This window comes from Rothia nasimurium (assembly GCF_035916755.1).
Taxonomy (GTDB): Bacteria; Actinomycetota; Actinomycetes; order Actinomycetales; family Micrococcaceae; genus Rothia.
The window spans coordinates 145,209-171,531 of the sequence record NZ_JAYWIX010000003.1 but is presented as its reverse complement, the minus strand read 5'-3'; the positions used below and the strand labels follow the sequence as shown (position 1 = coordinate 171,531).

Annotated in this window: 22 protein-coding genes and 3 tRNA genes; 19 read left to right on the top strand and 6 right to left on the bottom strand. The window is 60.0% G+C overall.

Annotated elements, in window-relative coordinates; genetic code table 11:
- The first annotated feature begins 58 nt into the window (after positions 1-58).
- Positions 59-556, top strand: a complete 498-nt coding sequence (locus VSX42_RS04470; RefSeq protein WP_326503150.1) for a ribose-5-phosphate isomerase — start codon at positions 59-61, stop codon at positions 554-556.
- Positions 556-1,434, top strand: a complete 879-nt coding sequence (locus VSX42_RS04465; protein WP_326503149.1) for an Fpg/Nei family DNA glycosylase — start codon at positions 556-558, stop codon at positions 1,432-1,434. The genes VSX42_RS04470 and VSX42_RS04465 overlap by 1 nt, the downstream gene beginning before the upstream one ends.
- Positions 1,435-1,513: 79 nt before the next feature.
- On the opposite strand, the gene VSX42_RS04460 is transcribed toward VSX42_RS04465, so the two are convergent.
- Positions 1,514-2,218 carry a hypothetical protein gene (locus VSX42_RS04460; RefSeq protein WP_326503148.1) on the bottom strand — a complete coding sequence of 235 codons (705 nt, stop codon included), beginning with the start codon at positions 2,216-2,218 and terminating at the stop codon, positions 1,514-1,516.
- A 274-nt stretch (positions 2,219-2,492) separates the two neighbouring features.
- Between VSX42_RS04460 and VSX42_RS04455 the strand changes: the two genes are divergently transcribed.
- Complete coding sequence (locus VSX42_RS04455) at positions 2,493-2,774, top strand: hypothetical protein (protein ID WP_326503147.1); 282 nt, start codon at positions 2,493-2,495, stop codon at positions 2,772-2,774.
- A gap of 63 nt (positions 2,775-2,837) precedes the next feature.
- Positions 2,838-3,587 carry an HAD family hydrolase gene (locus VSX42_RS04450; protein ID WP_326503146.1) on the top strand — a complete coding sequence of 250 codons (750 nt, stop codon included), beginning with the start codon at positions 2,838-2,840 and terminating at the stop codon, positions 3,585-3,587.
- Positions 3,588-3,715: 128 nt separating this feature from the next.
- On the opposite strand, the gene VSX42_RS04445 is transcribed toward VSX42_RS04450, so the two are convergent.
- Positions 3,716-3,786: transfer RNA gene (locus tag VSX42_RS04445), tRNA-Gly, on the bottom strand.
- Between the two features lie 5 nt (positions 3,787-3,791).
- Positions 3,792-3,862 (bottom strand) — tRNA-Gly (locus VSX42_RS04440).
- 168 nt (positions 3,863-4,030) lie between these two features.
- Between VSX42_RS04440 and VSX42_RS04435 the strand changes: the two genes are divergently transcribed.
- From VSX42_RS04435 to VSX42_RS04390, 10 genes are all read left to right on the top strand, one after another.
- Positions 4,031-4,105: transfer RNA gene (locus tag VSX42_RS04435), tRNA-Pro, on the top strand.
- 112 nt (positions 4,106-4,217) lie between these two features.
- Entirely contained in the window at positions 4,218-5,516 is a 1,299-nt protein-coding gene (gene tig / locus VSX42_RS04430; RefSeq protein ID WP_326503145.1) for a trigger factor, read from the top strand.
- A gap of 324 nt (positions 5,517-5,840) precedes the next feature.
- Positions 5,841-6,851, top strand: coding sequence for a siderophore ABC transporter substrate-binding protein (locus tag VSX42_RS04425; protein WP_326503144.1), 1,011 nt, complete (start codon positions 5,841-5,843; stop codon positions 6,849-6,851).
- A gap of 78 nt (positions 6,852-6,929) precedes the next feature.
- A complete protein-coding gene (locus VSX42_RS04420) occupies positions 6,930-7,928 on the top strand; it encodes an ABC transporter permease (RefSeq protein ID WP_326503143.1) in 999 nt (332 codons plus the stop codon).
- Positions 7,909-9,012, top strand: coding sequence for an iron chelate uptake ABC transporter family permease subunit (locus VSX42_RS04415; protein ID WP_326503142.1), 1,104 nt, complete (start codon positions 7,909-7,911; stop codon positions 9,010-9,012). The genes VSX42_RS04420 and VSX42_RS04415 overlap by 20 nt, the downstream gene beginning before the upstream one ends.
- The gene (locus tag VSX42_RS04410) at positions 9,009-9,764 is read left to right on the top strand and encodes an ABC transporter ATP-binding protein (protein ID WP_326503141.1); all 756 of its coding nucleotides are present in this window, start codon (positions 9,009-9,011) and stop codon (positions 9,762-9,764) included. Before VSX42_RS04415 ends, VSX42_RS04410 begins: the two co-directional genes overlap by 4 nt.
- A gap of 168 nt (positions 9,765-9,932) precedes the next feature.
- Positions 9,933-10,553, top strand: coding sequence for an ATP-dependent Clp protease proteolytic subunit (locus tag VSX42_RS04405; RefSeq protein WP_326503140.1), 621 nt, complete (start codon positions 9,933-9,935; stop codon positions 10,551-10,553).
- 30 nt (positions 10,554-10,583) lie between these two features.
- Positions 10,584-11,261 carry an ATP-dependent Clp protease proteolytic subunit gene (locus VSX42_RS04400; protein WP_185174588.1) on the top strand — a complete coding sequence of 226 codons (678 nt, stop codon included), beginning with the start codon at positions 10,584-10,586 and terminating at the stop codon, positions 11,259-11,261.
- Positions 11,262-11,490: 229 nt separating this feature from the next.
- Entirely contained in the window at positions 11,491-12,774 is a 1,284-nt protein-coding gene (gene clpX / locus VSX42_RS04395) for an ATP-dependent Clp protease ATP-binding subunit ClpX (RefSeq protein ID WP_326503139.1), read from the top strand.
- A 78-nt stretch (positions 12,775-12,852) separates the two neighbouring features.
- Entirely contained in the window at positions 12,853-13,479 is a 627-nt protein-coding gene (locus VSX42_RS04390) for a DsbA family oxidoreductase (protein ID WP_326503138.1), read from the top strand.
- 121 nt (positions 13,480-13,600) lie between these two features.
- On the opposite strand, the gene valS is transcribed toward VSX42_RS04390, so the two are convergent.
- Positions 13,601-16,237, bottom strand: a complete 2,637-nt coding sequence (gene valS / locus VSX42_RS04385; protein ID WP_326503137.1) for a valine--tRNA ligase — start codon at positions 16,235-16,237, stop codon at positions 13,601-13,603.
- A 50-nt stretch (positions 16,238-16,287) separates the two neighbouring features.
- Here valS and VSX42_RS04380 point away from each other — a divergent pair, with 50 nt between their 5' ends.
- Positions 16,288-17,094 (top strand): SDR family oxidoreductase, encoded by an 807-nt coding sequence (locus VSX42_RS04380; protein ID WP_326503136.1) that lies wholly within the window; start codon positions 16,288-16,290, stop codon positions 17,092-17,094.
- 126 nt (positions 17,095-17,220) lie between these two features.
- The gene (locus tag VSX42_RS04375; protein WP_326503135.1) at positions 17,221-18,054 is read left to right on the top strand and encodes a hypothetical protein; all 834 of its coding nucleotides are present in this window, start codon (positions 17,221-17,223) and stop codon (positions 18,052-18,054) included.
- 19 nt (positions 18,055-18,073) lie between these two features.
- On the opposite strand, the gene pdxY is transcribed toward VSX42_RS04375, so the two are convergent.
- Both pdxY and VSX42_RS04365 read right to left on the bottom strand, forming a co-directional pair.
- On the bottom strand, positions 18,074-18,928 hold the full coding sequence (gene pdxY / locus VSX42_RS04370) for a pyridoxal kinase PdxY (RefSeq protein WP_326503134.1): 855 nt from the start codon (positions 18,926-18,928) through the stop codon (positions 18,074-18,076).
- A gap of 82 nt (positions 18,929-19,010) precedes the next feature.
- The gene (locus VSX42_RS04365) at positions 19,011-19,712 is read right to left on the bottom strand and encodes a GNAT family N-acetyltransferase (protein WP_326503133.1); all 702 of its coding nucleotides are present in this window, start codon (positions 19,710-19,712) and stop codon (positions 19,011-19,013) included.
- Positions 19,713-20,641: 929 nt separating this feature from the next.
- Here VSX42_RS04365 and VSX42_RS04360 point away from each other — a divergent pair.
- From VSX42_RS04360 to VSX42_RS04350, 3 genes are all read left to right on the top strand, one after another.
- Positions 20,642-20,872 carry a hypothetical protein gene (locus VSX42_RS04360; protein ID WP_326503132.1) on the top strand — a complete coding sequence of 77 codons (231 nt, stop codon included), beginning with the start codon at positions 20,642-20,644 and terminating at the stop codon, positions 20,870-20,872.
- A 715-nt stretch (positions 20,873-21,587) separates the two neighbouring features.
- The gene (ileS, locus tag VSX42_RS04355) at positions 21,588-24,890 is read left to right on the top strand and encodes an isoleucine--tRNA ligase (protein WP_326503131.1); all 3,303 of its coding nucleotides are present in this window, start codon (positions 21,588-21,590) and stop codon (positions 24,888-24,890) included.
- Positions 24,891-26,315 (top strand): bifunctional folylpolyglutamate synthase/dihydrofolate synthase, encoded by a 1,425-nt coding sequence (locus VSX42_RS04350; protein ID WP_326503130.1) that lies wholly within the window; start codon positions 24,891-24,893, stop codon positions 26,313-26,315. It begins immediately after the preceding gene.
- The last annotated feature ends 8 nt before the right edge of the window (positions 26,316-26,323 follow it).

The window sequence follows — 26,323 nt, the reverse complement described above, 5'->3', positions numbered from 1 at the left end:
ATAACTAAATTTCAGTGCGGTCACCCGGCCCCCACCCACCACGACCAAAGGAGACACCGTGCGTGTACACATAGCAACCGACCACGCAGGCCTAGAACTTAGCCACTACCTCATCGAAGCACTCACCGAGGCCGGCTACGAGATGGTCGACCACGGCCCCGCTGAATACGATGCCCTCGACGACTACCCCAGCTTCTGCATCAACGCGGCGCTCGCCGTCCGCGCAGACCGAGCAGCGGGACTTGACTCCCTGGGCATTGTGCTGGGTGGCTCCGGCAATGGTGAGCAGATGGCCGCTAATAAGGTTGAAGGCATCCGTGCGGCTCTGGCCTGGAACCACGACACCGCAGCCCTGGCCCGCGAGCACAACAACGCCCAGGTCGTTGCAGTGGGCGGCCGCCAGCACACCAAGGAAGAAGCCCTCGAGATCATCAAGGTCTTCCTCACCACCGAGTGGACCAACGAAGAGCGCCACGCCCGCCGCATCGGTCAGATGGCCGAATACGAGCAGACCGGCGCCATCGCCGGCAAGCAGGTCGACAGCTACGAGAACTAATGCCAGAAGGCCATTCAATCCACCGCCTGGCCCGCCAGCTCACCGACGTTTTTGCCGGTTCCCAGCTGGCGGTCACCAGCCCCCAGGGAAGATTTGCGGACGGCGCCGCCCTGCTCGACGGCCATACCTTCGACTCGGCTTTCGCCCATGGCAAGCACCTCTTCGCCCGTTTCTCCAACGAGCTCTACCTCAACGTCCACTTGGGAATCTACGGGGCGTTTACCTTTGGGGGCGACGAGTACTTTACAGGAGCCTCCTCGATTGGTGCTCCCCGTAAAATTGGTGAACAAGAGGACCACCGCTCTGAACTCTCCGCCGAACCTCCTGCACCCCGGCCGACCACCCGCGTCCGCCTGGTTTCAGAGCACGGCTGGGCAGACCTGGTGGGACCCACCATCTGCCGAACCCTCACTCCCGAGGAAGTGGGGGAAGTGCGTGCCAAGCTGGGCCCCGACCCCCTGAACCAGGACGCCGACCCTGCCGCCTTTTACGCTACGGCGGCTAAGACCAGTCGGCCTATCGGTGTAGTTCTTATGGATCAGAAGGCCATCTCGGGGGTAGGAAACATCTTTCGCGCAGAATCCCTCTACCGTACCGGCATTGACCCCTTTACTCCGGCTAAAGAATGCAGCCGCCAGCAGCTTGAAGCCCTCTGGAACGATAACAAGCACCTACTGGAAATCGGTGTGCGCCTAGGTCGCATCATTACCACCGAGCCCGCCGACAGGCCCGGTATACCGGAAACCGAGGCCTGGCCAGATCACGCTAACTACGTGTACCACCGCCAGGGCCAGATCTGCTCCCGCTGCGGGGCAACTATCGCGCTGGAAGAAGTGGCTGGGCGCAAGCTCTACTGGTGCCCGGGCTGCCAGCACTAGGTAGCTAGCCTAGCTGTAGGCTCAAACGAGAAAAGTAGGGCCCCGGATGTATCGCCGGGGCCCTACTTGTTTCTAGGTTCTAGCGGTCTGCTAGGTCAGAGAGGTTAAAGCCGGTGGTGCCGTCGTTGCACTGTACACTCACCGGGCCGGTGGTCGTGCAGGTCATGCCCATCCAGCTGATGGACTGCCCCTCGGGCAGCACCGTGTTGGTCTTGAACCAGTCGTGGGTGGCAGCCCGGCCGCGGGCCTGAACCGTGCGGGGCTGGGTATCACCGGGCCCCATTGATACCGACTGTAGGACCCAGTTCTTTGAGTCATCGGTCATGCAAAATACCCCGTAGGTCTGCATCAGGCAGGCAACCTGGGGGTCAGGAGTCTGGAAGACGACAGAGGGCTGGTCTGCCGCCGCAAAGTTGTAGGCTGCAAGGTCAGCTACCGGGGTTCCCGTGACAAGATCGGTGGTTACCAGAGAAACCGGATCGATGGTAAAGCCATCGTTGACCGGGGGAGTCAGGGCCGTGGCGCTAGGGGACGGTGCTGCGGTCTCAACCGGGGCAGGTGCTGCGCTGGCTGTTTCTGTTCTGGGTTCAGCGGTGGGGCTGGGGGTAGCGCTAGCTGATGGGCTCGGGGCCGCACTGCTTGAGACGCGCACCTCTGTGTCTGCGGGCACACTGGTGTTTGAGGTGGCGGTCTGGCTGCTCCCGCAGCCTGTCAGTATCAGGACACCGGTAGCAAGCAGGGCGCGGGCTGGGGCGAAACGAGCGGGGGTGGGTGCTAAAGCCATGGGGGAGTCAATCTTGTGGTTAAAAGGTGCGGGTGTCTACTCCCTATCCTAGGGGAAAGATACCTGCTGGCCCACCTCGGTAGGCATACCCCGGGTGAAATCTGACTGAGCTGAGAAGGAGTCTTAGCCGCTGAAGTCCTTGATAGAGTTGCTCAGCGCAAACCAGTGCACACCGTTATCGCACCGGGCGGCGCCGTCCGCTGTTTGGAAGTAGACCTTGCCGTCGCCGACGGGGGTTGCCCCGTCGATGCTGGTCTGGTAGGGAGCGAGGTCGGTGATGAGGGTGGTCTCCCCGCTGTTAACCGGCGGGTTGATGACCTGTATCGGGGTTTCGGCGGGAGCAGGGGCCGCTGGCTGGGAGGTAGGTGTCTCAGTAGCTGAAGGTGCCGGTGCCGCGGTAGTCTGGGCAGCTGTTTCGGGCGAACTTGAAGGTACTGCGGCCGCTGTCTCTGAAGCCTCAGTGCTGGCAGAAGCCGCGGGGCTGGAAGCTGTGGGGGAGGGGGTAGAGCTGGCGGGGGCACATACTGTCTCCTTTGACGGTGGGGTGTCCCTCTAATGATAGGGGCCAACGTATATGCTGGTGAAGAGTTAAACGCCATCACGACATCGAAGGGCTACTATGCGCGATACCGGATACTTGCTAGGGCAGGCCAACCTGGTGCTCTTCGACCTAGATGGCACCCTGCTCGATAGCGATACAGCAACTGCGGTAGGTTTTAACCGGGCTGTTCGGGAGTTTGGTTTTGAGGGAGAGATCGACGACACCCAGAGCTACTTCCAGGCCTGGGCCGATATTCAGCGTGAGGATTTTCAGCGCTATTTGGCTGGTGAGCAGGTTTTTGACGAAAATCGCCTGTTTCGCACGTCCAGTCTCTTGCACCTGATGACGGGGGAACAACAGAGTGCTGACCGGGCTCAGAAGTTTTTGGCGACCCTACAGGAGGAAACCCGTAAGGCCTGGGCCCCTTTTGCTGAGGTTGATCGGTTTTTTGAGGAGCTTGGCCACCGGTTTGGGCATCTGCAGGTGGCGGTGCTTTCTAATGGGTCCCAGCTCACTGAGCAGAAGAAGCTCGATGCTATCGGCTTGCACGATATGCCCCTGTTTTCTTCGGAGAGGGTGGGGATGAGTAAGCCCGACCCCTATATTTTCCGGTTTGTTTGTGCCCAACTAGAGGTGGACCCGGCTTTTGCTGTGCATGTGGGCGATAACTATATTGCGGACGTTGCCGCTCCGGCTCGGGCGGGTTTGCAGGCTGCCTGGGTGAACCGCCACCGCCGAGGTCAGAAGGTGGCGAGGGGAAGCGTGAAGGTGCGCAACCTAGTGGAGCTGTTGGATGCGCCTGCCCCTGTTGCTCGCCGGTTTTTCTAAGGAAGCAAAAACGGCCACTCCGAAGAGTGACCGTGAAGCGAGCGGCTGACGGGATGGAAGCACCGGGTGCGAGTGAACGAGCACTCAAGAGGTGTTGGAATGACTTCCGCCAGTCCCGAGCGATAGCGAGCGGCTGACGGGAATCGAACCCGCGTATCAGGCTTGGGAAGCGTGCGCTCTACCATTGAGCTACAGCCGCGAGAGAGGGGATGACGGGAATCGAACCCGCGTAATCAGTTTGGAAGACTGAGGCTTTACCATTAAGCTACATCCCCGAATGGGGTGCCCAGTGTTGTGGACGTGTTCCAGTAAACCTGGTCGAACGGGGCCTTGTCAAATCAGGGGGACGCTGGCGTTTCTCAACACGCCCTGGGCGTAATCGGGGTGCGAGTTAGGTTTTGGGCGGTTGAACCGCTAAACTGGGTGGTGCCTTCCGTGCAAATCGGGGTGTGGCGTAGCTTGGCTAACGCGCCTGCTTTGGGAGCAGGAGATCGCAGGTTCGAATCCTGTCACCCCGACGTGAAATAGAACGACCCGCCGGAAACGGCGGGTTTTTCTATAGAGCGTTATATCTAGCCCCACTCTTTTCCGGGTGGCGGTTCCAATCAAGTTATCAGGAGATCAACGGACGTGAAGACTGCCGTCGAGAAGATCAACCCGACCCTCGCAAAGATTGAGGTCGAGGTTCCCTTCGCTGAGTTCAAGACCTACCTTGACCGTACCTACAAGTCACTGGCTAACCAGATTTCGGTTCCCGGTTTCCGTAAGGGTAAGACCCCTAAGGCTCTCATCGATCAGCGTGCAGGCTTTGACTTTGTTGTTGAGAACGCTCTGAACGATGCTCTGAACAACTTCTACCAGCAAGCCCTGGTTGAGAACGAGCTGACCCCCCTGGCTCAGCCCGAGCTCGACATCGTTTCAAAGCCTGAAGAGGGCAACCGCGAAGCTGATGTTAAGCTGACTATCGAGGTCACCGTCCGCCCCGAGATCGAACTGCCTGACTACTCAGGTATCAAGGTTGAGGTTGCAAGCGTAGAGGTTACCGAAGAAGACGAGCAGAAGGCTCTCGATGCCCTGCGCGGCCGCTTCGGCACCCTGAAGGCTGTTGATCGCCCCGCATCTGACGAGGACTTCCTGACCATCAATATCGCCGCTGAAATTGACGGCGAAGAGGTTGACGCCGCTAACGACCTGTCCTACCAGGTTGGCTCCGGCACCATGCTGGACGGTCTGGATGAGGCTGTTCTCGGTCTCTCCGCTGGTGAGGACGCCACTTTCGTCACCAAGCTTGCCGGTGGCGAGCACGCAGGTGAAGAAGCAACCGTTAAGGTTGAGGTCACCGCTGTGAAGGAGCGCGAGCTGCCCGAGGCTGACGACGACTTCGCTCAGCTGGCTTCAGAGTTCGACACCATCGCTGAACTGAAGGAAGACCTGAAGAAGCAGGCTGCTGATTCCAAGGTCGCCGAGCAGGGTGCAGAAGCACGCGACAAGGTTCTTGACGCTCTGGTTGAACTGGTTGAAATCCCTGTTCCCGAGAAGGTTATTGAAGACCAGCTGGCTCAGCACTTCAACACCCCCGGCCAGGACGATGACCACGACACCGAAGAGCACCGCGCAGAGGTTCGCGAGAACACCGAGCGTGCTTTCAAGAACGAAATCATCCTCGACGCTATTGCTGAGAAGGAAGAAGTTTCTGTCGAGCAGGCTGAACTCATTGATTACATCATCACCATGAGCCAGCAGTACGGTATGGACCCCAACCAGTTTGCTCAGATGCTCGACGGCTCAGGCCAGTCCGGCATGATTGTTGGCGAGGTTCGCCGTTCAAAGGCTCTGGCAGCTGTTCTGGCTCAGGCTGAGGTTAAGGACGCTGACGGCAAGGCTGTTGACCTCTCCTCCTTCCTGGGTGAGACCGCAGACGCCGAATAAGTTTTTGCCTCTTGAGAGGCTCTAAAACTTTTCTAGCTCAAGTCCCCGCAAGACCCCGATTGGGTGGTTCTTGCGGGGGCTTTGTGCTGCCTGCGGGGAAAACCCGTGGGAAAAGGCGGACGCGGGCGCTGGCGTCCGCTGCCTAAAAGAGGGTGACCTGGGTGATTAGAAATCAAATACAGCAAATAAGTTAAAAAATATTTCGTAATAGGGGGTTTTTTGAGTTGCATAAGTAAGGTGGGGCTAACTAATCTTAGGCAAGTCAAGCCTTACAAGATGTTGAGGCTTACCAAGTACACACCACTACCAGATATAGGAAAACCCGTGAAGGCCAACCGTATCTCCCTGCTTGCAGCCACTTCCGTTCTAGCACTGGCGCTTACCGCCTGTGGCGCAGGCAGCACTGACGCCTCCAACGAATCAAGCGCGTCTACCTCAGCTTCCGCTAGCCAGCCTGTTAGCACTGTCACCATCACTGATAACTACGGTGAGGTTACCGTGACTGTTCCCCCTCAGAAGGTAGCGGCCACCGATAACCGCACCTTTGAGGTTCTCGAAGCCTGGGGCATCGATTTGGTTGCAGCCCCCATCACCCTGATTCCTGCAACGGTTGAGACCTACAAGAACGACTCGTCTATCACCGACATTGGCACCCACCGCGAGCCCAACCTTGAACTGCTGGCTGCCGAAGAGCCTGATTTGATTGTCAACGGTCAGCGCTTCTCCCAGCACTATGACGCCCTCAAGGAGCTCAACCCCCAGGCTGCCATTCTCGAACTTGAACCCCGCGACGGCCAGCCCCTGGACGAAGAGCTCAAGCGCCAGGTCACCCTACTGGGCGAGGTCTTCGGCAAGCAGGCTGAGGCCGACCAGCTCATCGCAGACTTCGACGCCGCTCTAGCCCGCGCTAAGGCCGCCTACGACGGCGAATCCACCGTTATGGCCGTCAACGTCTCCGGCGGCGAAATCGGCTACATTGCCCCCTCCATCGGTCGCACCTACGGCCCCATCTTCGACATGCTGAGCCTCAAGCCCGCCCTCGAAGTTGAAGGCTCATCTGACAACCACCAGGGCGACGATATCTCGGTTGAGGCTATCGCAGAAGCCAACCCCGACTGGCTGCTGGTTCTTGACCGCGATGCTGGCACCAGCACCGGTGAAGGTTCACCCGCTGCCGCAGACGTCATCGCCGGTAGCTCAGCCCTGGCCAACGTCACCGCAATCACCAAGAACCAGATTGCCTACGCTCCGGCTGATACCTACACCAACGAATCCATCATCACCTACACCGAGATCCTCAACGATCTCGCCGATAAGTTCGAAGCCGCCAAGTAAGGCACCGGCTGAGACCCATTAACCTATGAAAAAGGAGTCATCCTGCCCTCGCGGCGGGGTGACTCCTTGAGAGCTTTTATGACGACCACCGAAACCACCCGAGTTAGTCGTACCAGGAACTCCCTGGTCAGCGGCAAATTCCTGCTAGCCAGCCTGGGCATTGTTGCCCTGCTCGTGCTCTCCTTGTTCACGGGGGAGTACGACATCTTCAACAAGGCTGACGGCGCTACCATGTTCGCCATTACCCGCATACCTCGAACTATTGCCCTGGTACTGGCCGGGGCAGCCATGGCCATGTGCGGGCTGGTGATGCAGATGCTGACCCAAAATAAGTTCGTGGAACCCACCACCACCGGCACCACCGAGTGGGCTAGCCTGGGCCTGCTCTTTATGCTCTATTTCTTCCCGGCAGCTAACCTCTTGCAACAGATGACGGCTGCCATCGTCTTTGCTTTTATCGGGTCGATGGTCTTCTTCCTCTTCCTGCGCAGGGTTTCACTCAGGTCATCCCTGATTGTCCCCATCGTGGGCATGATGCTGGGTGCCGTTGTTTCGGCCTTCACCACCTTCTTTGCCCTCCAGACCAATCTGCTGCAGAACCTGGGCGTGTGGTTCGCGGGTAGTTTTACGTCTGTGATTAAGGGCCAGTACGAGGTACTCTGGCTGGTGCTCCTGGTGGTCGCCGTCATTTTCTGGTACGCCGACCGCCTGACCGTCGCCGGTCTGGGCCAGGAATTCGCCACGAACGTAGGGCTCAACTACGCCCAGATTATGCTGGTGGGCACCGCCCTGATTGCTATCGCCACCGGTGTGGTGACCGTTGTGGTCGGTTCCCTGCCCTTCCTGGGGCTAATCGTTCCCAACATCGTCAGTATGTTCCGCGGTGATGATTTGCGCTCCAACCTGCCCTGGGTTGCCCTGACCGGTATCGGGGTTGTGACAATCTGCGACCTGATTGGGCGCACTATTATAGCCCCCTTCGAAATCCCGGTGTCGGTGATTCTGGGTATCGTGGGTGCTCTTGTTTTTATTGGTCTGATTGTGAAGGGGCGGCCCCGTGTATCAGCAGGCAAGTAAAGAAAGCCGGGTGGGTGCGTCCGCCCTGCCCGAGATGAGCACCGGTGCGGACGCCCGCCCTGCCTCCCGCAGGGCTGGCACCTCCCGTAGTGCTGGGGCTTTCAAAACCCCGGCTGCTGCCCGCACCTACTGGGTGCTCCTGGCAGCGCTTACCGCTGCAGCTGCGCTGGCAGCCTTCGGTCTCTTAGCTTACGCCAACCCCTTTGAGACCGGTAGCCCCAAATGGTGGCTCATTGCAGAGCGCCGCTCCAATGCCCTAATTGCGATGGCTGTAGCAGCTGTCTGCCAGGCTGTGGCAACGGTGGCTTTTCAGACGGTGACCAACAACCGCATTATCACCCCCGGCATTCTGGGCTTTCAGGCCCTCTACGCCGCGATTCACACCGCAACCATCTATTTCACCGGGGCAGCCGGGCTGATTGCTGCCCGCACCCTCGACACCTTTATTTTTCAGCTGGTCATGATGGTGGCTTTGAGCCTCTTGCTCTACTCCTGGCTGCTGACCGGCAAGCGGGCCAACATGCACGTCATGCTCCTGGTCGGTGTGGTGCTGGGTGTGGGACTGGGGTCAGTTTCAACCTTCATGCAGCGTATGCTAACCCCCAGTGAGTTCGATATTCTCACAGCCCGTCTCTTCGCCTCGGTTAACAACGCCGACCCGGCCTACTACCCGGTAGCTCTGCCCCTGGTCGTCCTCAGCGTTGCGGTGCTCTACGCAAAGTCCCGTACCCTCAATGCCCTCTCCCTGGGGGCACCCGCAGCCACCAACCTGGGCATCAACCACCGCCGTGAGTCCATCATTGTGCTGGTTGTTGTCGCCCTGATGATGGCTGTTTCAACCGCCCTGGTCGGCCCGCTGACCTTTCTCGGTTTTTTGGTCGCAACCCTTACCTATCAGTTCGCAGACACCTACGACCACCGCTACCTTTTCCCCATGGCAACCGTGCTCTCCTTTGCCATTCTGGCGGTCTCTTACTTCATCATGAACCACATCTTCTCGGCCCAGGGCGTGGTAGGCATTATCATCGAGCTCATCGGTGGCCTCACCTTCCTGATCGTGATTCTCCGAAAGGGCAAACTATGATTACCCTCCACCAGGTCGCAAAAAGCTACTCCGGTGAAACCAACATCGGCCCGGTCGACGTTCAACTGCCCGCGGGCGGAATCACCGCCCTGGTCGGCCCAAACGGGGCTGGCAAGTCCACCCTGCTCACCATGGTGGGCCGTCTACTCGATATTGACGCAGGCACCATCGAAATCGGTGGCCTGAACGTGGCTACCACCAAGTCCAAAGACCTGGCTAAAGTCGTCTCGATTCTGCGGCAGGAAAACCACTTCGTCACCAAACTCACCGTGCGCCAGCTCGTGGGCTTCGGGCGCTTCCCCTATACCGGGGGGCGACTCACCGCCGAAGACGAAGAGATTATTTCCCGTTACATCGACTTTCTTAATCTCACCACCCTCGAAAACCGCTACCTCGATGAACTCTCAGGCGGCCAGCGGCAGCGGGCCTACGTAGCCATGGTGCTCTGCCAAGAAACCGACTATGTACTTCTTGATGAGCCCCTCAATAACCTCGACATCTCTCACTCCGTGCAGATGATGCAGCACCTGCACAACGCCGCCCGCACCCTGGGCCGCACCATCATCGTGGTGCTGCACGACATCAATTTTGCCGCCCGCTACGCCGACTACATCTGCGCTATCAAGGACGGCAAACTCGCCCGCTTCGGAACCGTTGCAGAGATCATGCAAGATGACCTGCTCACCGAAATCTTCAACACCCCCATCCAAGTGATTCAGGGGCCCAGCGGCCCCATCGCCTGCTACCACTAAGCCCCGTGCCCGCTTGCTCTTGCTCAGAGCGTAGCGGGCACATGCCAACAGCGAACTGAGGGGCAAAAGGCAATTTTTAGAGCCCCAAAAGCGATAACCTAAGTGTCAAGCAAATCTTTGGCACCGGCGTCCGCGCGGGTGCTGCAACCGACACAAGGAGCGGAACACATGTCCTTCACCCCTGAAGCGCACCAGGCCCCCGCCATGGAAATCCCCATGGGCGGCCAGGACGACTACGTCTACAACCGCCTGCTCAAGGAACGCATCATCTGGCTGGGCTCCGAGGTGCGCGACTCCAACGCTAACCGTATCTGCTCCCAGCTCCTGCTGCTTTCAGCTGAAGACCCCGAGGCAGATATCTACCTCTACATCAACTCACCCGGCGGTTCCGTCACCGCGGGTATGGCAATCTACGACACCATGCAGTTGATCCCCAACGACGTCGTGACCGTCGTGACCGGTATGGCAGCTTCCATGGGCCAGTTCCTGCTCACCGCAGGCGCCCCCGGTAAGCGCTACGCCACCCCCAACGCCCGCATCCTCATGCATCAGCCCTCCGGTGGTATTGGCGGTACCGCCTCTGACATCCGCACCCAGGCCCAGCTGATTCTCGACATGAAGAAGCGCCTGAGCGAAATCACCGCAGAGCGTACCGGCCAGACCGTTGAGACCATCCTGCGCGATAACGACCGCGACAACTGGTTCACCGCCGAAGAGGGCCTGGCTTATGGCTTCTTCGATAAGATCCTCGACAAGATCGGCCCGGCCACCAGCGCCACCGACAAGTAAACCGGCATAAAACTTATACAGGAGAAACGAATGATTCACCTTCCTTCATCAACCGCACCTGCCGGTATGCCCACCGACCGCTACGTGCTCCCCAACTTCGAAGAGCGAACCCCCTACGGTTACAAGCGCCAGGACCCCTACGCCAAGCTCTTTGAAGACCGCATCATCTTCCTGGGTGTGCAGGTCGACGACGCCTCAGCCGACGACATCATGGCCCAGCTGCTGGTGCTTGAGTCCCAGGATCCCGACCGCGACATCACCCTCTACATCAACTCACCCGGTGGCTCCTTCACCGCGATGACTGCTATCTACGACACCATGCAGTACATCCGCCCCGAAATTCAGACCGTCTGCCTGGGCCAGGCTGCCTCAGCTGCCGCCGTCCTGCTGGCAGCCGGTACCCCCGGTAAGCGCCTCGCCCTGCCCAATGCCCGCGTGCTGATTCACCAGCCCGCCCTCTCGGGCCAGCAGGGTGGCCAGGCTTCTGATATCGAGATCCACGCCAACGAGGTGATGCGCATGCGTGAGTGGACCGCCCAGACCCTGGCCCTGCACTCCGGTAAGACCTTTGAAGAGGTCGATAAGTCCATCGAGCGCGATAACATTCTGACCGCTAAGGGTGCCCTCGAGTACGGCATCGTTGACCAGGTGCTTGAATCCCGCAAGGCCGTCAAGCCCTCTTTCAACACCGCTGAGAAGCACGACTAAACACTGCTCACGTTCAGACTCAGTGCGGACGCCGCCTCCCGCCCCACCTGCCAAAGGGCAGGGACGGGCGGGGGCGGCGTCCTGCTGTCTGCCGAGCGTAGTGAAGGAATAGCCCGCCCGGGGCAACTGTTAAGTCATAAAGACGTAACCTTGCTTGAACCGTCACATGTTGGGCTAGGCAGGTTTTCACGGTAGATTAGGTAGAGGAACCCAAGGAAAGGTAGGGTCTATGGCTCGCCTAGGCGATAGCACCACTCTTCCCAAATGCTCATTTTGTGGGAAGAACCAGCGACAGGTTCGTAAACTGATCGCCGGCCCCAACATTTACATCTGCGATGAATGCATTGAACTGTGCAACGAGATTCTCGAAGAAGAGCTCGCCGATGTGAAAGATTTGGGTGCTGTTGAAGAGCTCCCAACCCCGCGTGAAATCTTTGACCACATGCAGGAGTACGTGATTGGCCAGGAGGCCGCCAAGCGTGCCCTCTCTGTTGCCGTCTACAACCACTACAAGCGCATTCGGGCCCAGCAGAGCCCTGCCTTTGAGGCCAAGGAGCTTTTGGCTACCGAGGGCGAAGACGTAGAGATTGCCAAGTCTAATATTCTCTTGGTTGGCCCCACCGGCTCAGGTAAGACCTACCTGGCACAGACCCTGGCCAAGAAACTCAACGTACCTTTTGCCGTTGCCGATGCCACCAGCCTGACCGAAGCCGGCTACGTGGGTGAGGACGTCGAAAACATCCTGCTCAAGCTCATCCAGGCTGCTGACGGTGATATTGAAAAGGCCCAACGCGGCATTATCTATATCGATGAAATCGATAAGATTTCCCGTAAGGCCGATAACCCCTCCATCACCCGAGATGTCTCGGGTGAGGGTGTGCAGCAGGCCCTGCTCAAGATTCTTGAGGGCACCGAGGCAGCTGTTCCCCCGCAGGGCGGGCGGAAGCACCCCCAGCAGGACTTCCTCAAGATTAATACCGCCAATATCCTCTTCATCGTCGCCGGTGCTTTTGCCGGTATCGAAGAGATTGTGGGCGGGCGAGTGGGCCGCAAGGGCATTGGCTTTGGCGCATCTATTGACCAGGCCGCTCAAGAGAGCGATATTCTCACCAAACTCATGCCCGAGGATCTGCTCAAGTTCGGTCTGATTCCCGAGTTCATTGGCCGCCTGCCCGTGCTGGCAACCCTGGGTAAGCTCACTGAGTCTGATTTGAAGCGGATTCTGACCGAGCCTAAGAACGCCCTTGTCAAGCAGTACAAGCGCATGTTTGCCCTCGACGGGGTTGAGCTGATTTTTGAGGACGCCGCCGTGGCAGCTATTGCCCGCCAGGCTGTTGAGCGAGATACCGGGGCCCGCGGTTTGCGCTCCATTATGGAGTCGATTCTGCAGCCGGTCATGTTCGATGTACCCAGCCGTTCAGACATCACCTCGGTCATTATTGACGAGGCTGTTGTGTCGGGAGAGAAGGACCCGATTCTGGTGCTCGAAGCCCCCGAGAAAAAATCTGCCTAAAAGTCTTACCTGCTGTCGGTGCTTCTGCGCGCTGGCAGCCAGCTCTTGTACCCACCCCCCTGATTGAAAGGACAACCCGTGGCTGAAAATACCGTTGATTTTTGGTTTGACCCTACCTGCCCCTGGTGCTGGATAACCTCCCGATGGATTAAGGAAGTTGAGACCCAGCGCGATGTTGCCGTCACCTGGCACCCCTTCTCACTCGCCGTCCTGAATGAGGGCCGCGACCTTGACCCGGATTACCGCAAGCACATCGACAACACCTGGGGACCTGCCCGCGTGGCTACCGCCGTGGCCCAGCAGTACGGCCAGGAGAAACTCGATGAACTCTACACCGCCCTGGGCGAGCAAATTCACCACCAGAAGAACAAAGAGGGCACCTACTTTGAGAAGGCTATCGAAGTTGCCTTGGCTGAGGCGGGTCTTCCTGCCGAACTAGCCCAGGTTGCCTTTACCGAGGAATACGACGAGCAGATGCGGGCCTCAACCCGTGCAGGTCTAGACTCTGCCGGTGGCGATGACATCGGTGTGCCCCTGATGAGCATCAACGGTGTGACTTTCTTTGGCCCCGTGATGTCACCTGCCCCCACCGGCGAAGAAGCCGCTAAGGTCTTCGACGGCGCTGTGGCTCTGGCCTCTTACCCCGGTTTCTTCGAAATCAAGCGCCCCCGCAACGTCGGCCCGATTTTCACCACCGAAAAATAGTAACTAGCGGGCACTAAACGCCCCTATTGTCGACTACACAAAAAGGCCCGGTTCCAGACAAACTGGAACCGGGCCTTATGTAAAGGTTAGCAGCCTAGGGGGGTATGTAGGCCCAGTAACATTAGTTTTCTTCCTCAGTAATCAGCACAACGTCAGTGACGGCCAGCTCGCCCTCTGCTTCGGTGAGGGTGAGGTCACGGGCGTTACCTGCTGCCTTGAGGTCGCTGAGACCGCCACGAATGCGGGTGATGTCTTCAGCTGAACCGGTGATGGTTGCGGTTTCGACCTCGGTGCGCTGCTTGACCTGGGCCTCTGACTTGGCCTTGCGCAGGCCGCCCAGGGCAGCTGCTACGGTGGGCAGGACGGCGGGGTCGGCGTCCGCAACGGCGGCGGCAAAGCCGTCGGTGGTAGGCCAGGGGGCGCGGTGCACGGAGCCTACTCGCCACCAGGACCAGATTTCGTCGGTGACGAAGGGCAGGAAGGGGGCAAAGAGGCGCAGCATGGCGTCGAGGGTGGTGGCCAGGGCTGCCAGGACGGAGGCCTGCTCGGCTTCACCGACGTTGCCGTAGGCGCGGTCCTTGATGAGTTCGACGAAGTCGTCGGTGAAGTGCCAGAAGAAGGTCTCTGAGATCTGCAGAGCACGGGCATACTCGTAGTTCTCAAAGGCGGCGGTGGCTTCTTCAACCAGGGCGGCTAGGCGGGTTAGCAGGGAACGGTCAAGCTCGTTGGTCAGGACGCTTGCTGCAGCCTGGTCGGTGATGACCGAGTTAGCGGTGGCGCCCAGGCCGAGCACGAACTTGGAGGCGTTCAGCAGCTTGATGGCCAGGCGGCGGCCAATCTTCATCTGGGCTTCGTCATAGGCGGTATCGGCACCCAGCTTGGCGCTGGCTGCCCAGTAGCGCACGGCGTCCGAACCGTACTTTTCAAGGACCTCGTTGGGGACCACCACGTTGCCCTTGGACTTGGACATCTTCTTGCGGTCCGGGTCCAGGATCCAGCCGGAAAGGGCGGTGTCGGTCCAAGGCACGGAGTTCTCCAGGGAGTTGGAGCGTACCACGGTGGAGAAGAGCCAGGTTCGGATGATGTCGTGGCCCTGGGGGCGCAGGTCCATGGGGAAGGTGACCTTGTGCAGGTTCTCGTCCACGGCCCAGCCGGTGGCAATCTGCGGGGTCAGGGAGGAGGTGGCCCAGGTGTCGAGGACGTCGGGGTCGGCGATGAAGCCGCCGGGCACGCCGCGCTGGTCTTCGGTGTAGCCGGGGGCGGCGTCCGAAGCGGGGTCGACAGGGAGCATATCTTCACTGGGGATAATCGGCTCGTCGTAGTTGGGTTCGCCGTCAGCGTCGAGCTTGTACCAGATGGGGAAGGGCACGCCGAAGAAGCGCTGGCGGGAAATCAGCCAGTCACCGTTGAGACCCTCAACCCAGTTTTCGTAGCGGGAGCGCATGAAGGCCGGGTGCCAGGTGATTTCGCGGCCGCGCTCAACCAGAGCGTCGCGGCGGCCGGCGTCACGGCCACCGTTGCGGATATACCACTGGCGGGAGGCCACGATTTCAAGGGGCTTGTCGCCCTTTTCGTAGAACTTGACCGGGTGGGTGATGGGCTTGGGGGCGCCGTCCATTTCACCGGCTTCGACCAGCATTTCAACGACGGTCTTCTGGGCTGTGAAGACGGTTGCACCTGCCATGCGCTCGTAGCGTTCGCGGCCCTCGGCGGAGGTAATCCACTCGGGGGTGTCGGTGGCGAAGCGGCCGTCGCGGCCAATGAGGGCGCGGGTGGGCAGCTGCAGTTCACGCCACCAGGTGACGTCGGTGGTGTCGCCGAAGGTACAGATCATGGCGATGCCGGCACCCTTATCGGGCTGGGCCAGGGGGTGGGCCTTGATTTCGACCTCTACACCGAACAGGGGAGAGGTGACCTTGGTGCCGAAGAGGGGCTTGTATCGCTCGTCGTTGGGGTGGGCGACCAGGGCGACGCAGGAGGGCAGGAGTTCGGGACGGGTGGTCTCGATCCAGACTTTCTCGCCGTTCTCGCGGTGGAAGGAGATGCGGTGGTAGGCGCCGGGGCGTTCCTTGTCTTCAAGTTCTGCCTGGGCTACAGCGGTGCGGAAGGTGACGTCCCACATGGTGGGGGCCTCTGCCATGTAGGCGTCTCCGCTCTTAAGGTCGTTCAGGAAGGCCAGCTGGGAGACCTTGCGGGAGTGGGCGTCGATGGTGCGGTAGGTGTGGGACCAGTCGACGGACAGACCCAGGGTGGTGAAGAGCTCTTCGAAGACCTTTTCGTCTTCTACCGCCAGGATCTCGCACAGCTCGATGAAGTTCTGGCGGGAGATACGGGGCCAGTCGCGCTGGTTCTTGGCGGGCTTTTCGGGAGCCTTGAAATCGGGGTCGTAGGGGATAGCCGGGTCGCAGAGTACGCCGTAGTAGTTCTGCACGCGGCGTTCGGTAGGCAGTCCGTTGTCGTCCCAGCCCAGGGGGTAGAAGACGTTCTTGCCCTTCATGCGCTGGTAGCGGGCGATGACATCGGTCTGGGTGTAGGAGAACATGTGACCGACGTGCAGGGAGCCGGACGCGGTGGGCGGCGGGGTGTCGATGGAGTAGACCTGCTCGCGGGTGGTGTTGGGGTCGAAGGCGTAGGTCTTGTTGGTGGCCCAGTTCTCGGTGAACTTCTTTTCGAGGCCTTCAAGGCCGGGCTTCGCGGGGACGGTAATTTCTACGGTGTTTTCTGCGGGCGTGTCTGTGCCCTGGTTGATTTCAGCCATGTGGCCTATTCTCTCACGAATAAAACTATGTTGCAGGTTAGGCTAGTGCTATGACTACTACATCACTTCCCGCTAATCCCTTTGCTCCCGATGCCCAGGCCGGTAAGGTCGCTGTGGTGACCGGTGCCTCCTCTGGTATTGGCCGTGCCACCGCCGAGCTAATGGCCGCTACCGGCTGGACGGTCTACGCTGTAGCCCGCCGCGCCGACCGCCTCGAAGAACTTGCCTCGCGCACCCAGGTGCGCCCGGTCGTCCTCGATATTACGGACGCCAACGCGGTAGCTGCCCGCGCCCAGGAGATTCTGGGGGAAACCGGCGGCCGCCTCGATGCCCTGGTTAATATCTCCGGTGGTGCTATCGGGGCTGATTCTGTAGCTAACGCTGACCCTGCTGGCTGGTCGGCCATGTTTGAACTCAACGTGATTGGCACCCTCAATATGATCAAGGCCTTCCTGCCAGCCCTGCGCGAGAACGGTCAGGGTACCGTGCTCAACCTGACCTCAACCGCAGCCGAGGCCGGCTACGAAGGGGGAGCGGGATACAATGCCGCCAAGTTTGGTGAACGAGCCCTGACCGAAACCCTGCGCCTGGAAGAGGCCGAACACAACGTGCGCGTGATTGAGGTGCGCCCCGGCATGGTGCACACCGAAGAGTTCTCCCGTAACCGCCTGGGGTCGGACGAAGCTGCCGCTAAGGTCTACGCTGGCGTTGAGAAGCCCCTGCTGGCTGAGGACGTCGCCCAGACCGTCACCTTTGCTGTCAATGTCCCGCAGCACATCAACCTGGACCACATCACCATGCGCCCGGTAGCCCAGGCGGCCCAGTATAAGGTGATTCGCCGCCTTGCAGCCTCCTAGCCGGAACGGGGGTAGGGGGCGGGGTGAACCCGCGCCATCTTCTTGAAAGCAACTAGCCAGTTTGCTTAGTATGGGAAGAGGGAGCCAACTGCGGTAACCGACCATTAATCAAAGGAGATGATGACCGTGAAGCGCAACCCCCGCACCCGCCCCACCCTCACCGACCGCCCCGCCTGCTGGCGTCCTGCCCTTGGAATGCTGGCCCTCGTGCCCTTCCTGGCCGCCTGCGCCGGTAGCGGTGAAGCCCCGGTGGGAGAAACCCCAACGCAGACATCGGCTCAGAGCTCTACCGTTTCTACCTCTGCGACTGCACCGGCAAGCCCCCCTAGGCCTTCAAGCTCGTCAGTAACAGCCGCACCTCAGTATGTTGAGGACGACTGCCTAGACCGTTGCACCCACTACGAAACCATTGAAGTCACCCACCCCACCCTCGGGCCGGTGGAGATTCGCACCTATGGCTGGGATATGAACCCGGGGTCAGCCCCCTCCCAGATGCAACTGGCCTACGCCGTTTACCTAGACGGTCAGCCCATCAACTTCTACGAGGGCCTGGGCAATACCTACGCCTTTATCACTAGGCACACCGAAATGGGCAATATGACCTGGAATCTTGAAAGGGGCTCCAATATCGACCGCTTCGGCAACATCTACCTGGCAACGGATAGGTCCGTGGTCGTCCTGGCCCCCACCGAGACCGGCTACAGCCAGGAGGGTACTCTACCCTCCGCGCCGGTAGAGAAACCGCGGTTCGAGATTCAGCCCTTCTTCGATGATGCCGGTAAACCCGCCGCCGGCCTGCGTCTTGGAGCAGACGGGCAGGCCAACCTTGTTCTGGGCCGAGATGAGGAAGGCCAGGTACGGCAAGTTGCCATCCTGGGGCCTCTGGGTGGCCAAAATTCCCTAGCCTATACCAGCTGCCACTCTACTGAGTTAAACTGCGGCTTCACCTTCGAGAACTAAGGCGGACCTGCCCCTGCTCTTAGCGCTTAACCGCTACCGCCTCGAAGGTCTCAGCAGGTTCAACATAGGCCTGCTGGGACTCGATTAGCTGCAGTTCACGCTGGCCTGAGGCCAGGGTATTCTTCAGCAGTTCATAGACGCTGGCAGTGGTGAGTTCCAGGGCCTCCTTCAGGCTCTTACCCGACGCGAAGTGGGAGGCAAACAGGGCCTGGGTAACGTCGCCTGAGCCATTAGCCTTCATGGGCAGACGTGGGGTAGTAATTAGCCAGGCCTCATCGCCCGAAACAGCCAGCATCTGGATTGAATCCTCGGGAGTTTCAGGGGTGTTTACGCTGGTCACCAGCACGGTCTGGGGGCCAATCTTCTGGGCTGCAGCCACAGACTCAAGCACCTCGTCCAGGGTCTTAGGGTCGGTGCCGGTCACAAAACCCAGCTCAAACTGGTTGGGGGTGATGATATCGGCATGCTGAATCACGCGGTCACGAATCAGCTCCTGCACCTCGGGGGATACAAAGCAGCCACTGGTGGCATTGCCCAGCACCGGATCGCAGGAGTAAAGGACGCCCGGGCTAGCTGCCCGGGTCTTGGCAACGGCATCGAGGATGGCGTCGCCGATGGAAGAGCCGCCCTGGTAGCCAGAAATCACCAGGGCTGTGTCGGTTAGCCCCCCGCGCTCTTCAATGCCGGTGACGATGTCGCGGACATCGTCGCCCGAAATCAGCGGGCCGCGCCAGGCACCGTAGCCGGTGTGGTTTGAGAAGAGAACGGTATTGACGGGCATGACCTCGTGGCCAAGGCGCTGCAGGGGGAAGACGGCGGCTGAATTACCTACGTGACCGTAGGCAACAGCGGACTGAATAGACAAAATACGCATAAACACCATTGTGGCACGGCCCGCGGCCCCCACGGTAGGTGGGTTTCAATTGATGAAGCTTTAGGTTACATACAGTGGTTAGTTAAGACAGATCCAGGGTCATATCGTGCCAAATCGCCCCGCCGTGGGTTGATTCTGAGACCCCATCCAGTTCAAAGCCCAGGTTCTGGTAGAAGCCAATCAGCTCCTTCTTGCAGGTAAGGATTACCCCGCTTCGCCCCTGCTCCTTGGCCTGTTCTATGAGCTTCTCCATCAGGGTACGCGCATACCCCCGGCCCCGGTAGGCAGGGAGGGTATTAACACCAAACACACTCTGGTAGGCACCGTGCCTGGTGTGGGCCTGGGGGTTCTCGTAGAGATCATCAGAGATAAAGGGGGAGTCCGTCACCATCCCGTCGATAAAAGAAACAATTTGACCGTCAGCCTCAAGTACCCAGAAGTGCTCCCCAAAGACCTCAAACCTGGCGCGTAAATCGCTCTCACTTGCTGCCTCTGCCTGCGGGAAGCACTCTGCCTCAATGGCTGCCAGGGTGGGTAGGTCTTCCTGCTGTGCCTGGCGAACCTCAACAGGGGCGTCCTGGCCCTTAGCTGCCGCAGCATCAACCCCTGCCAGGGTCTGCCCACCCACGCCCCAGTCAGTGCGCGGCACCTCGTTGAGTACCACCCACACCGAGCTTTCCTTGGCGCCCATCACCCGGGCATAGGTGCGGGTGAGTTCGGCAATCAGCTCGGCTTTTTTATGCTCAGACTGGATAGAAGCGTACGAGACATTAATGAGGGGCATGGGGTTCTCCTGGGTAGTGCTTGAACCCAAGTCTAGCGGTGTATCAGGGGCGTGTTCATCTTGAGCGCCCACAAGACTCTCGTAGTGCTTAAGTCTCAAATGGGCGGTGCAAGATTCTTGTGGACATTTAGCTCAGCTGCGTCATACTGCTTCACGGCTGCACCGTTTTAAACGCGCGCACCGTGCACTGGTGCGTAAAGTGCTATCCACAGGAGGTGCCTATCTAGCGAAATGTGCCCGGATCAGCGCACAATCTGACCATGAAATCTCCAGAAGAAATTGCTTTGGCTGTGCAGACCACACAGGATCTATTCGCACGAGGTATGAACAAGGATGCCCTTGCCCGCGCAGTTGCTCGCGGCGAGTACCAGCGGCTTGGGTATGGAAGCTATATGGAAAGCGGTTTCCACTCTCAGCTTTACCCTAGTCAGCAGTACCTGTCCCGTGTCATCGGGTATGGCAGAAGCAGCCTCAAAACCTCGGTGCTATCCCACCATTCAGCGGCAGTGGTACACGGTATGTGGCTACTTCATATACCTACTGCTATCCATACAGTGGGGCAGGCACACGGTACCCCTTCACCACGGGTTGTGCGGCATAGAAACAGCCGGTATGAAATCGAGAAAAGTTTAGGTGTGGATGTAACCGCACCGCTCGATACGGTTCTTCACTGTATGAGGGTGATGAAATTTGAAGAGTCGCTTGTGCTTGCGGATAGTTCTTTGCGGAAGATTGAGCACCAAAAACTGACACAGGCCTTACGGGGGCTGTCTGGTCATGGTTCTGTGCAGGCTCGCATAATTGCAGATATTGTAAGCCCTCTCAGCGAGTCGCCGGGGGAAAGTTTGCTGCGGCTTTTCTTGATGAGGTGTGGTTTGCCTCGGCCTGTTGAGCAGCACGTGATTGGGGTATATGGGCAGCAGTTCAGGGTGGATTTCGCGTGGCCTGAGCTGGGTATCATCATGGAGTTTGATGGGCAGGTGAAGTACACCGAGTTTGGTGAACGTGAGGACGTCTTCGGGTTGCAGAACGAACGTGAGGCTCTATTACGCGGGCAGGGGTGGGATGTGGTTCGAGTAACGTGGGACGAGCTCACCCGGCGTCCGCACGACCTTAAAAGTAAGGTAGAGCGAGCTTTCAGTCGTGCCCGCCGGCTCTAAGGGGCCACCAGACTCTCGGAGCGTCCACCAGGGGAGTAAGCACTTTGAGAGTCTGGTGGACGGTCGCGAAATAGGGGAGTGCGCGGACGCCGCCCGCAGGTATGTGCGCCCCAAAGGTGAGAGCGGGGCAAGAATTGTAATTTAGGTTCCCCTGCTCACCCTGATGCGGCGAGGTGACCCGCTATCTTGGGGTGGGGCGTCCGCACCTGCACCATATCTTGTACTCACATCTCTGTAATTCACCAAAACCAGCGGTAGGTGCACGCTAGAAAACGCGAAAACCCGTTAGACAGCCACCGCCGCTACCCCTAAAATAGGTAACAGTTGCAATGACCCGGCCATCACCGGCGAGCAATCCGGAAGAACAGGTTATACCTGCACACCCCCGTAAATTCGTTGCGACGAGGGGAGTGCGCGGAATAGATATAGCCCCAGTAGACCCGGACGGGTAAGCCCGAAACAGCTGTCATGAAGCGACTGATAACCGGTTCGACCCTGCGCTGGGCGCAATCTACCTCATCTCACGAGACGGTAGGTTGCCCCAGCGCAGACCCATACCCGCCCGCACTTTTTCGGTGCGGCTCGGGGTGGGGTCGGGCCGGTTGACGTAAGCAAGGTGGTACCGCGCAGGTTCCTGGCCCCGTCGAGCGGACGGGGGAGGGCAGGCGTCCTTGCACCCCAAGTACTAGGCAGACAAGAACCTAAGGGCGCAACCATGACCAACAAGCCTGTTTATCCTAAGGCAAGCGCAAGCGGAGCCAGCTTTGTGGCCGCTTCCCCCTCTTTCCCCGCACTCGAAGAAGCAGTGCTTGATTACTGGAAGAATGACGGAACTTTCCAGGCATCCATTGATAACCGCGACGCCGGCGAGAATGGCGCCAACGAGTTCGTCTTCAACGATGGCCCTCCCTTTGCTAACGGCCTGCCCCACTACGGCCACCTGCTGACCGGCTACGTCAAGGACCTGGTCGCCCGCTACCAGACCCAGCGCGGCCACAAGGTCGAGCGCCGCTTCGGCTGGGACACCCACGGCCTGCCCGCAGAGCTCGAAGCCATGAAGCAGCTGGGGATGACCGATAAGCAGCAGATCATCGAGATGGGCATCGACAACTTCAACGACGCTGCCCGGGCCTCGGTACTCAAGTACACCAAGGAGTGGGAAGAGTACGTTACCCGCCAGGCCCGCTGGGTGGACTTTGAAAATGACTACAAGACTCTGAATGTGGAGTACATGGAGTCTGTTATCTGGGCTTTCAAGCAGCTGCACGATAAGGGCCTGACCTACGAGGGCTTCCGTGTGCTGCCCTACTGCTGGAAGGACGAAACCCCGCTCTCCAACCACGAGCTGCGCATGGACGATGACGTCTACAAGGAACGTCAGGACCCCTCCGTCACCGTGGCTTTCCGCATCACCGACGACGCCACCCTGGCCAAGCACCCCGAGGTCGCCGCCGAACTGGCCGGTGTTGAAGCCCTGGCCTGGACCACCACCCCCTGGACCCTGCCCACCAACCAGGCTCTGGCCGCTGGCCCCGAGATTAGCTACGCCGTCGTACCCGGCGCCGGTGAGCTGGAAGGACGCCGCTTCCTGCTGGCTGCCGACCTGCTGGGCGAATACGCCAAGGACCTGGGCTACGGGGAGGCTGAGAATCCCGCGGACGCCGCCCGCGAGGCCGTCCTTGCCACCTACACCGGCACCCAGCTCGAAGGCGTGCGCTACGCACCCCTGTGGGACTACTTCACCGACGCAGAAAAGTTCGGCACCGAGAAGGCCTGGCAGATTCTGGTCGCCGACTACGTGACCACCACCGACGGTACCGGTCTGGTCCACCAGGCACCCGCCTACGGTGAGGATGACCAGAAGGTCTGTGAGGGTTACGGTATCCCCGTGATTCTGTCCATCGACGAGGGCGCCAAGTTCCTGGACCTCTTCGCCGACTCTTCCCTGGCCGAGGGCGCCCCCCTGGCTGAGATTGCCGGCGTCCAGATTTTCGAGGCTAACCGCACTATCATCAACACCCTCAAGGCTGACGGCGTGCTGATTCGCGAAAAGTCCTACGTTCACTCCTACCCCCACTGCTGGCGCTGCCGCACCCCCCTGGTTTACCGTGCCATCACCTCCTGGTACGTGCGCGTGACCGACTTCAAGGGCCGCATGAGCGAGCTGAATGAGGACATCAACTGGATCCCCGAGAACGTCAAGCACGGTCAGTTCGGTAAGTGGGTTGAGAACGCCCGCGACTGGTCCATCTCCCGCAACCGCTTCTGGGGCTCACCCATCCCGGTCTGGGTATCGGACGACCCCAACTACCCCCGCACCGACGTCTACGGCTCCCTGGCTGAGCTGGAAGCCGACTTCGGCCGCCTGCCCCTGAATAAGGACGGCGAAGTCGACCTGCACCGCCCCTACATCGACGAGCTGACCCGCCCCAACCCGGATGACCCTACCGGCAAGTCCACCATGCGCCGCGTGGAGGACGTACTGGACGTCTGGTTCGACTCCGGTTCTATGCCCTTCGCCCAGTTCCACTACCCCTTCGAAAACAAAGAGTGGTTCGAGGCCCACTACCCGGCAGATTTCATCGTTGAGTACATCGGTCAGACCCGTGGCTGGTTCTACACCATGCACATTCTGGCCACCGCCCTCTTTGACCGCACCGCCTTTGAGAATGTCATTGCCCACGGCATTGTGCTGGGCTCGGACGGCCAGAAGATGTCTAAGTCCCTGCGTAACTACCCGGACGTCTCCGAGGTTCTGGACCGCGACGGTTCAGACGCCATGCGCTGGTTCCTGATGTCGTCCCCGATTCTGCGCGGCGGCAACCTGATTGTGACCGAGCAGGGCATCCGCGAGGGCGTCCGCCAGGTGATGCTGCCCCTATGGAACGTCTACCACTTCTTCGCCCTCTACACCAACGCCGCCAACGGCGGTGCAGGCTACGAGGCCAAGCTGGTCACCGAGGCCGAGCACGTGATGGACCGCTTCATCCTGGGTAAGACCCGCCAGCTGGTTGCCGAGGTCACCGAGGCCATGGACGCCTACGATGTATCTGCCGCCTGCGAGGCCCTGCGCACCTACACCGACGCCCTGACCAACTGGTATGTGCGCCGCTCCCGCGAGCGCTTCTTCAACGAAGACACCGCGGCCTTCGATGTGCTCTACACCGCCCTGGTGACTTTTGTGAAGATGGCGGCCCCCCTGCTGCCCCTGACCACCGAAGAAATCTACCGCGGTCTGACCGGGGAGCGTTCGGTTCACCTGACCGACCTGCCCTCACCTGCGGATTTCAAGGACGAGTCAGAGCTGCTGGCCCTGATGGAGACCACCCGCGCTGTCGCTTCTGCCGGTTCTGCCCTGCGCAAGGCCCACAAGTTGCGCGTGCGCCAGCCCCTGGCTGCCCTGACCGTGGCGGTTGCCGATGGCAAGGACCTGGCCGGTACCTTCGAGTCAATCATCGCTGATGAGCTCAACATCAAGGCGGTTGAGCTTCTGGACGCTGCCGAGGTGGCTCCCGCTGACTTCGGTATCTCCCAGCAGCTCAAGGTCAATGCCCGTGCTGCAGGCCCCCGTCTGGGCAAGCAGGTGCAGGTTGCCATCAAGGCTTCTAAGAGCGGGGACTGGAAGGTCACCGAGGACGGCACCGTTGTGGTTGGTGCCGACAACATGGCTCTGGAGCCGGGTGAGTACGAGCTTGAAACCGTGGTCGCAGAAACCGACGGCGCCGCAGAGCGCGCCGTCTCGGTTCTGCCCGGCGGCGGCTTCATGGTGCTCGACACCACCCTGACCGACGAGCTGCGCGCCGAGGGTACTGCCCGCGACGCCGTCCGCGCCATCCAGTCCGAGCGCAAGGACGCCGGCCTCAACGTCTCAGACCGTATCGAGCTGACCATCACCGCCCCCGCTGCCGATCTTGAGGCTATCAAGAAGCACGAGGAACTAGTGGCCGGTGAGACCCTGGCTGTTTCAGTAACCTACCTCGAGGGCGCTGAATTCTCAGCGACCGTGAAGAAGGCATAAATGACCAAGGACAACATGGAGCTTGACCCCGTGTTTGCCGAGATTGCTGCCGAGGGCGCTCGCGCTGACGACGCCCTCGGCGTAGCCTCGGTCTACGCCGACCTGCTGGCTCGTGCCCCCGAGCACAAGATGGCCCCCCGCCTCGACGCCATGACCCGCGCCGTGGAAATTCTGGGTGAACCCAACAAGGCAGCCCCGGTTATCCACATCACCGGTACCAACGGCAAAACTTCAACCGCCCGCATGATTGAGCGCCTGCTCATGGCGCACGACATTCGTGTGGGCCGCTACACCAGCCCCCATATTTCCAAGGTCACCGAGCGGATCTCGATTGATGGGGCGCCCGTGGCAGATTCCACCTTTGTGCGTATCTGGGGCGAGATTCAGCCCTATCTGCAGATTGTGGACGCTGAACTTGAGGCAGCCGGTGCCCCCCGCATCACCTACTTTGAAGCCCTTACCATCCTGGCTTTTGCGATTTTCGCTGACGAGCCGGTGGACGTGATGGTACTTGAGGTGGGCATTGGGGGCTCCTGGGACGCCACCAACGTCGCCGACGCTACCGTATCGGTGGTTACCCCCATCGGCCTAGACCATACCGACATGCTGGGGGAGACTCTCGCCGAGATTGCCGGTGAGAAGGCAGGGATTATTAAGGACGGTGGCTTCCTCATCTCTGCCGCCCAGGACCCGTCCGCCGCCCAGGTCTTGCTCGAAGCCGCCCGCGCCCACAAGGCCGACTACCGCTTTGAAGGCGTAGAGTTCGGCGCTGTCGACCGCACCGCCGGTGTGGGCGGTCAGTTACTCACCATCCAGGGACTAGCTGGCCGCTACGAAGACATAGCCCTTCCCCTCTTTGGTGCCCACCAGGCCCAGAACGCCGCCGTGGCCCTGGCAGCGGTTGAGGCCTTCTTGGGCGGGGGAGAGAAGGAACTGAGCCTCGACCTCATCAAGCTGGCCTTTGGTGAGGTACGCTCGCCGGGCCGCCTAGAGGTAGCCCGCACCGAGCCGCCCGTGGTACTCGATGCCGCCCACAACCCCCACGGGGTCGCTGCTTCGGCAGCGGCCTTCAAGGAGTCCTTCAGCTTTGAAGAACTGCACCTGGTGGTGGGTATCCTGGGTGAAAAGGACGCTGCGACCATGCTGAACCTGCTCTTTGACGAGTACGTTGACCGGGCAGATTGGCGCACCGTGCTACACCTGACCAAGTCAGACTCCCCGCGCGCCATTGCCCCGGAAGAGCTTGCTGAGCTGGCCCTCGACGCTGGTTTTGACGAAGACGCCATCGAGACCTACGAGAACATTCCCGATGCTCTGTCCGCAGCGGTGACGGCAGCAGCCGATGTGCCCAACCTGAACTCCGCGGTACTGGTCACCGGCTCTATTACCGTGGTGGGCGAAGCTAGCACCCTGCTCGGACTGTAAAGGAGAGA

Coding starts and splice junctions, on each gene's coding strand:
- VSX42_RS04405 (WP_326503140.1), top strand. CDS start 9,933: ATGTCCTTCACCCCTGAAGCGCACCAGGCCCCCGCCATGGAAATCCCC.
- VSX42_RS04420 (WP_326503143.1), top strand. CDS start 6,930: ATGACGACCACCGAAACCACCCGAGTTAGTCGTACCAGGAACTCCCTG.
- VSX42_RS04460 (WP_326503148.1), bottom strand. CDS start 2,218: ATGGCTTTAGCACCCACCCCCGCTCGTTTCGCCCCAGCCCGCGCCCTG.
- clpX (WP_326503139.1), top strand. CDS start 11,491: ATGGCTCGCCTAGGCGATAGCACCACTCTTCCCAAATGCTCATTTTGT.
- VSX42_RS04365 (WP_326503133.1), bottom strand. CDS start 19,712: ATGCCCCTCATTAATGTCTCGTACGCTTCTATCCAGTCTGAGCATAAA.
- VSX42_RS04450 (WP_326503146.1), top strand. CDS start 2,838: ATGCGCGATACCGGATACTTGCTAGGGCAGGCCAACCTGGTGCTCTTC.
- VSX42_RS04410 (WP_326503141.1), top strand. CDS start 9,009: ATGATTACCCTCCACCAGGTCGCAAAAAGCTACTCCGGTGAAACCAAC.
- ileS (WP_326503131.1), top strand. CDS start 21,588: ATGACCAACAAGCCTGTTTATCCTAAGGCAAGCGCAAGCGGAGCCAGC.
- pdxY (WP_326503134.1), bottom strand. CDS start 18,928: ATGCGTATTTTGTCTATTCAGTCCGCTGTTGCCTACGGTCACGTAGGT.
- VSX42_RS04465 (WP_326503149.1), top strand. CDS start 556: ATGCCAGAAGGCCATTCAATCCACCGCCTGGCCCGCCAGCTCACCGAC.
- valS (WP_326503137.1), bottom strand. CDS start 16,237: ATGGCTGAAATCAACCAGGGCACAGACACGCCCGCAGAAAACACCGTA.
- VSX42_RS04350 (WP_326503130.1), top strand. CDS start 24,891: ATGACCAAGGACAACATGGAGCTTGACCCCGTGTTTGCCGAGATTGCT.
- VSX42_RS04380 (WP_326503136.1), top strand. CDS start 16,288: ATGACTACTACATCACTTCCCGCTAATCCCTTTGCTCCCGATGCCCAG.
- VSX42_RS04400 (WP_185174588.1), top strand. CDS start 10,584: ATGATTCACCTTCCTTCATCAACCGCACCTGCCGGTATGCCCACCGAC.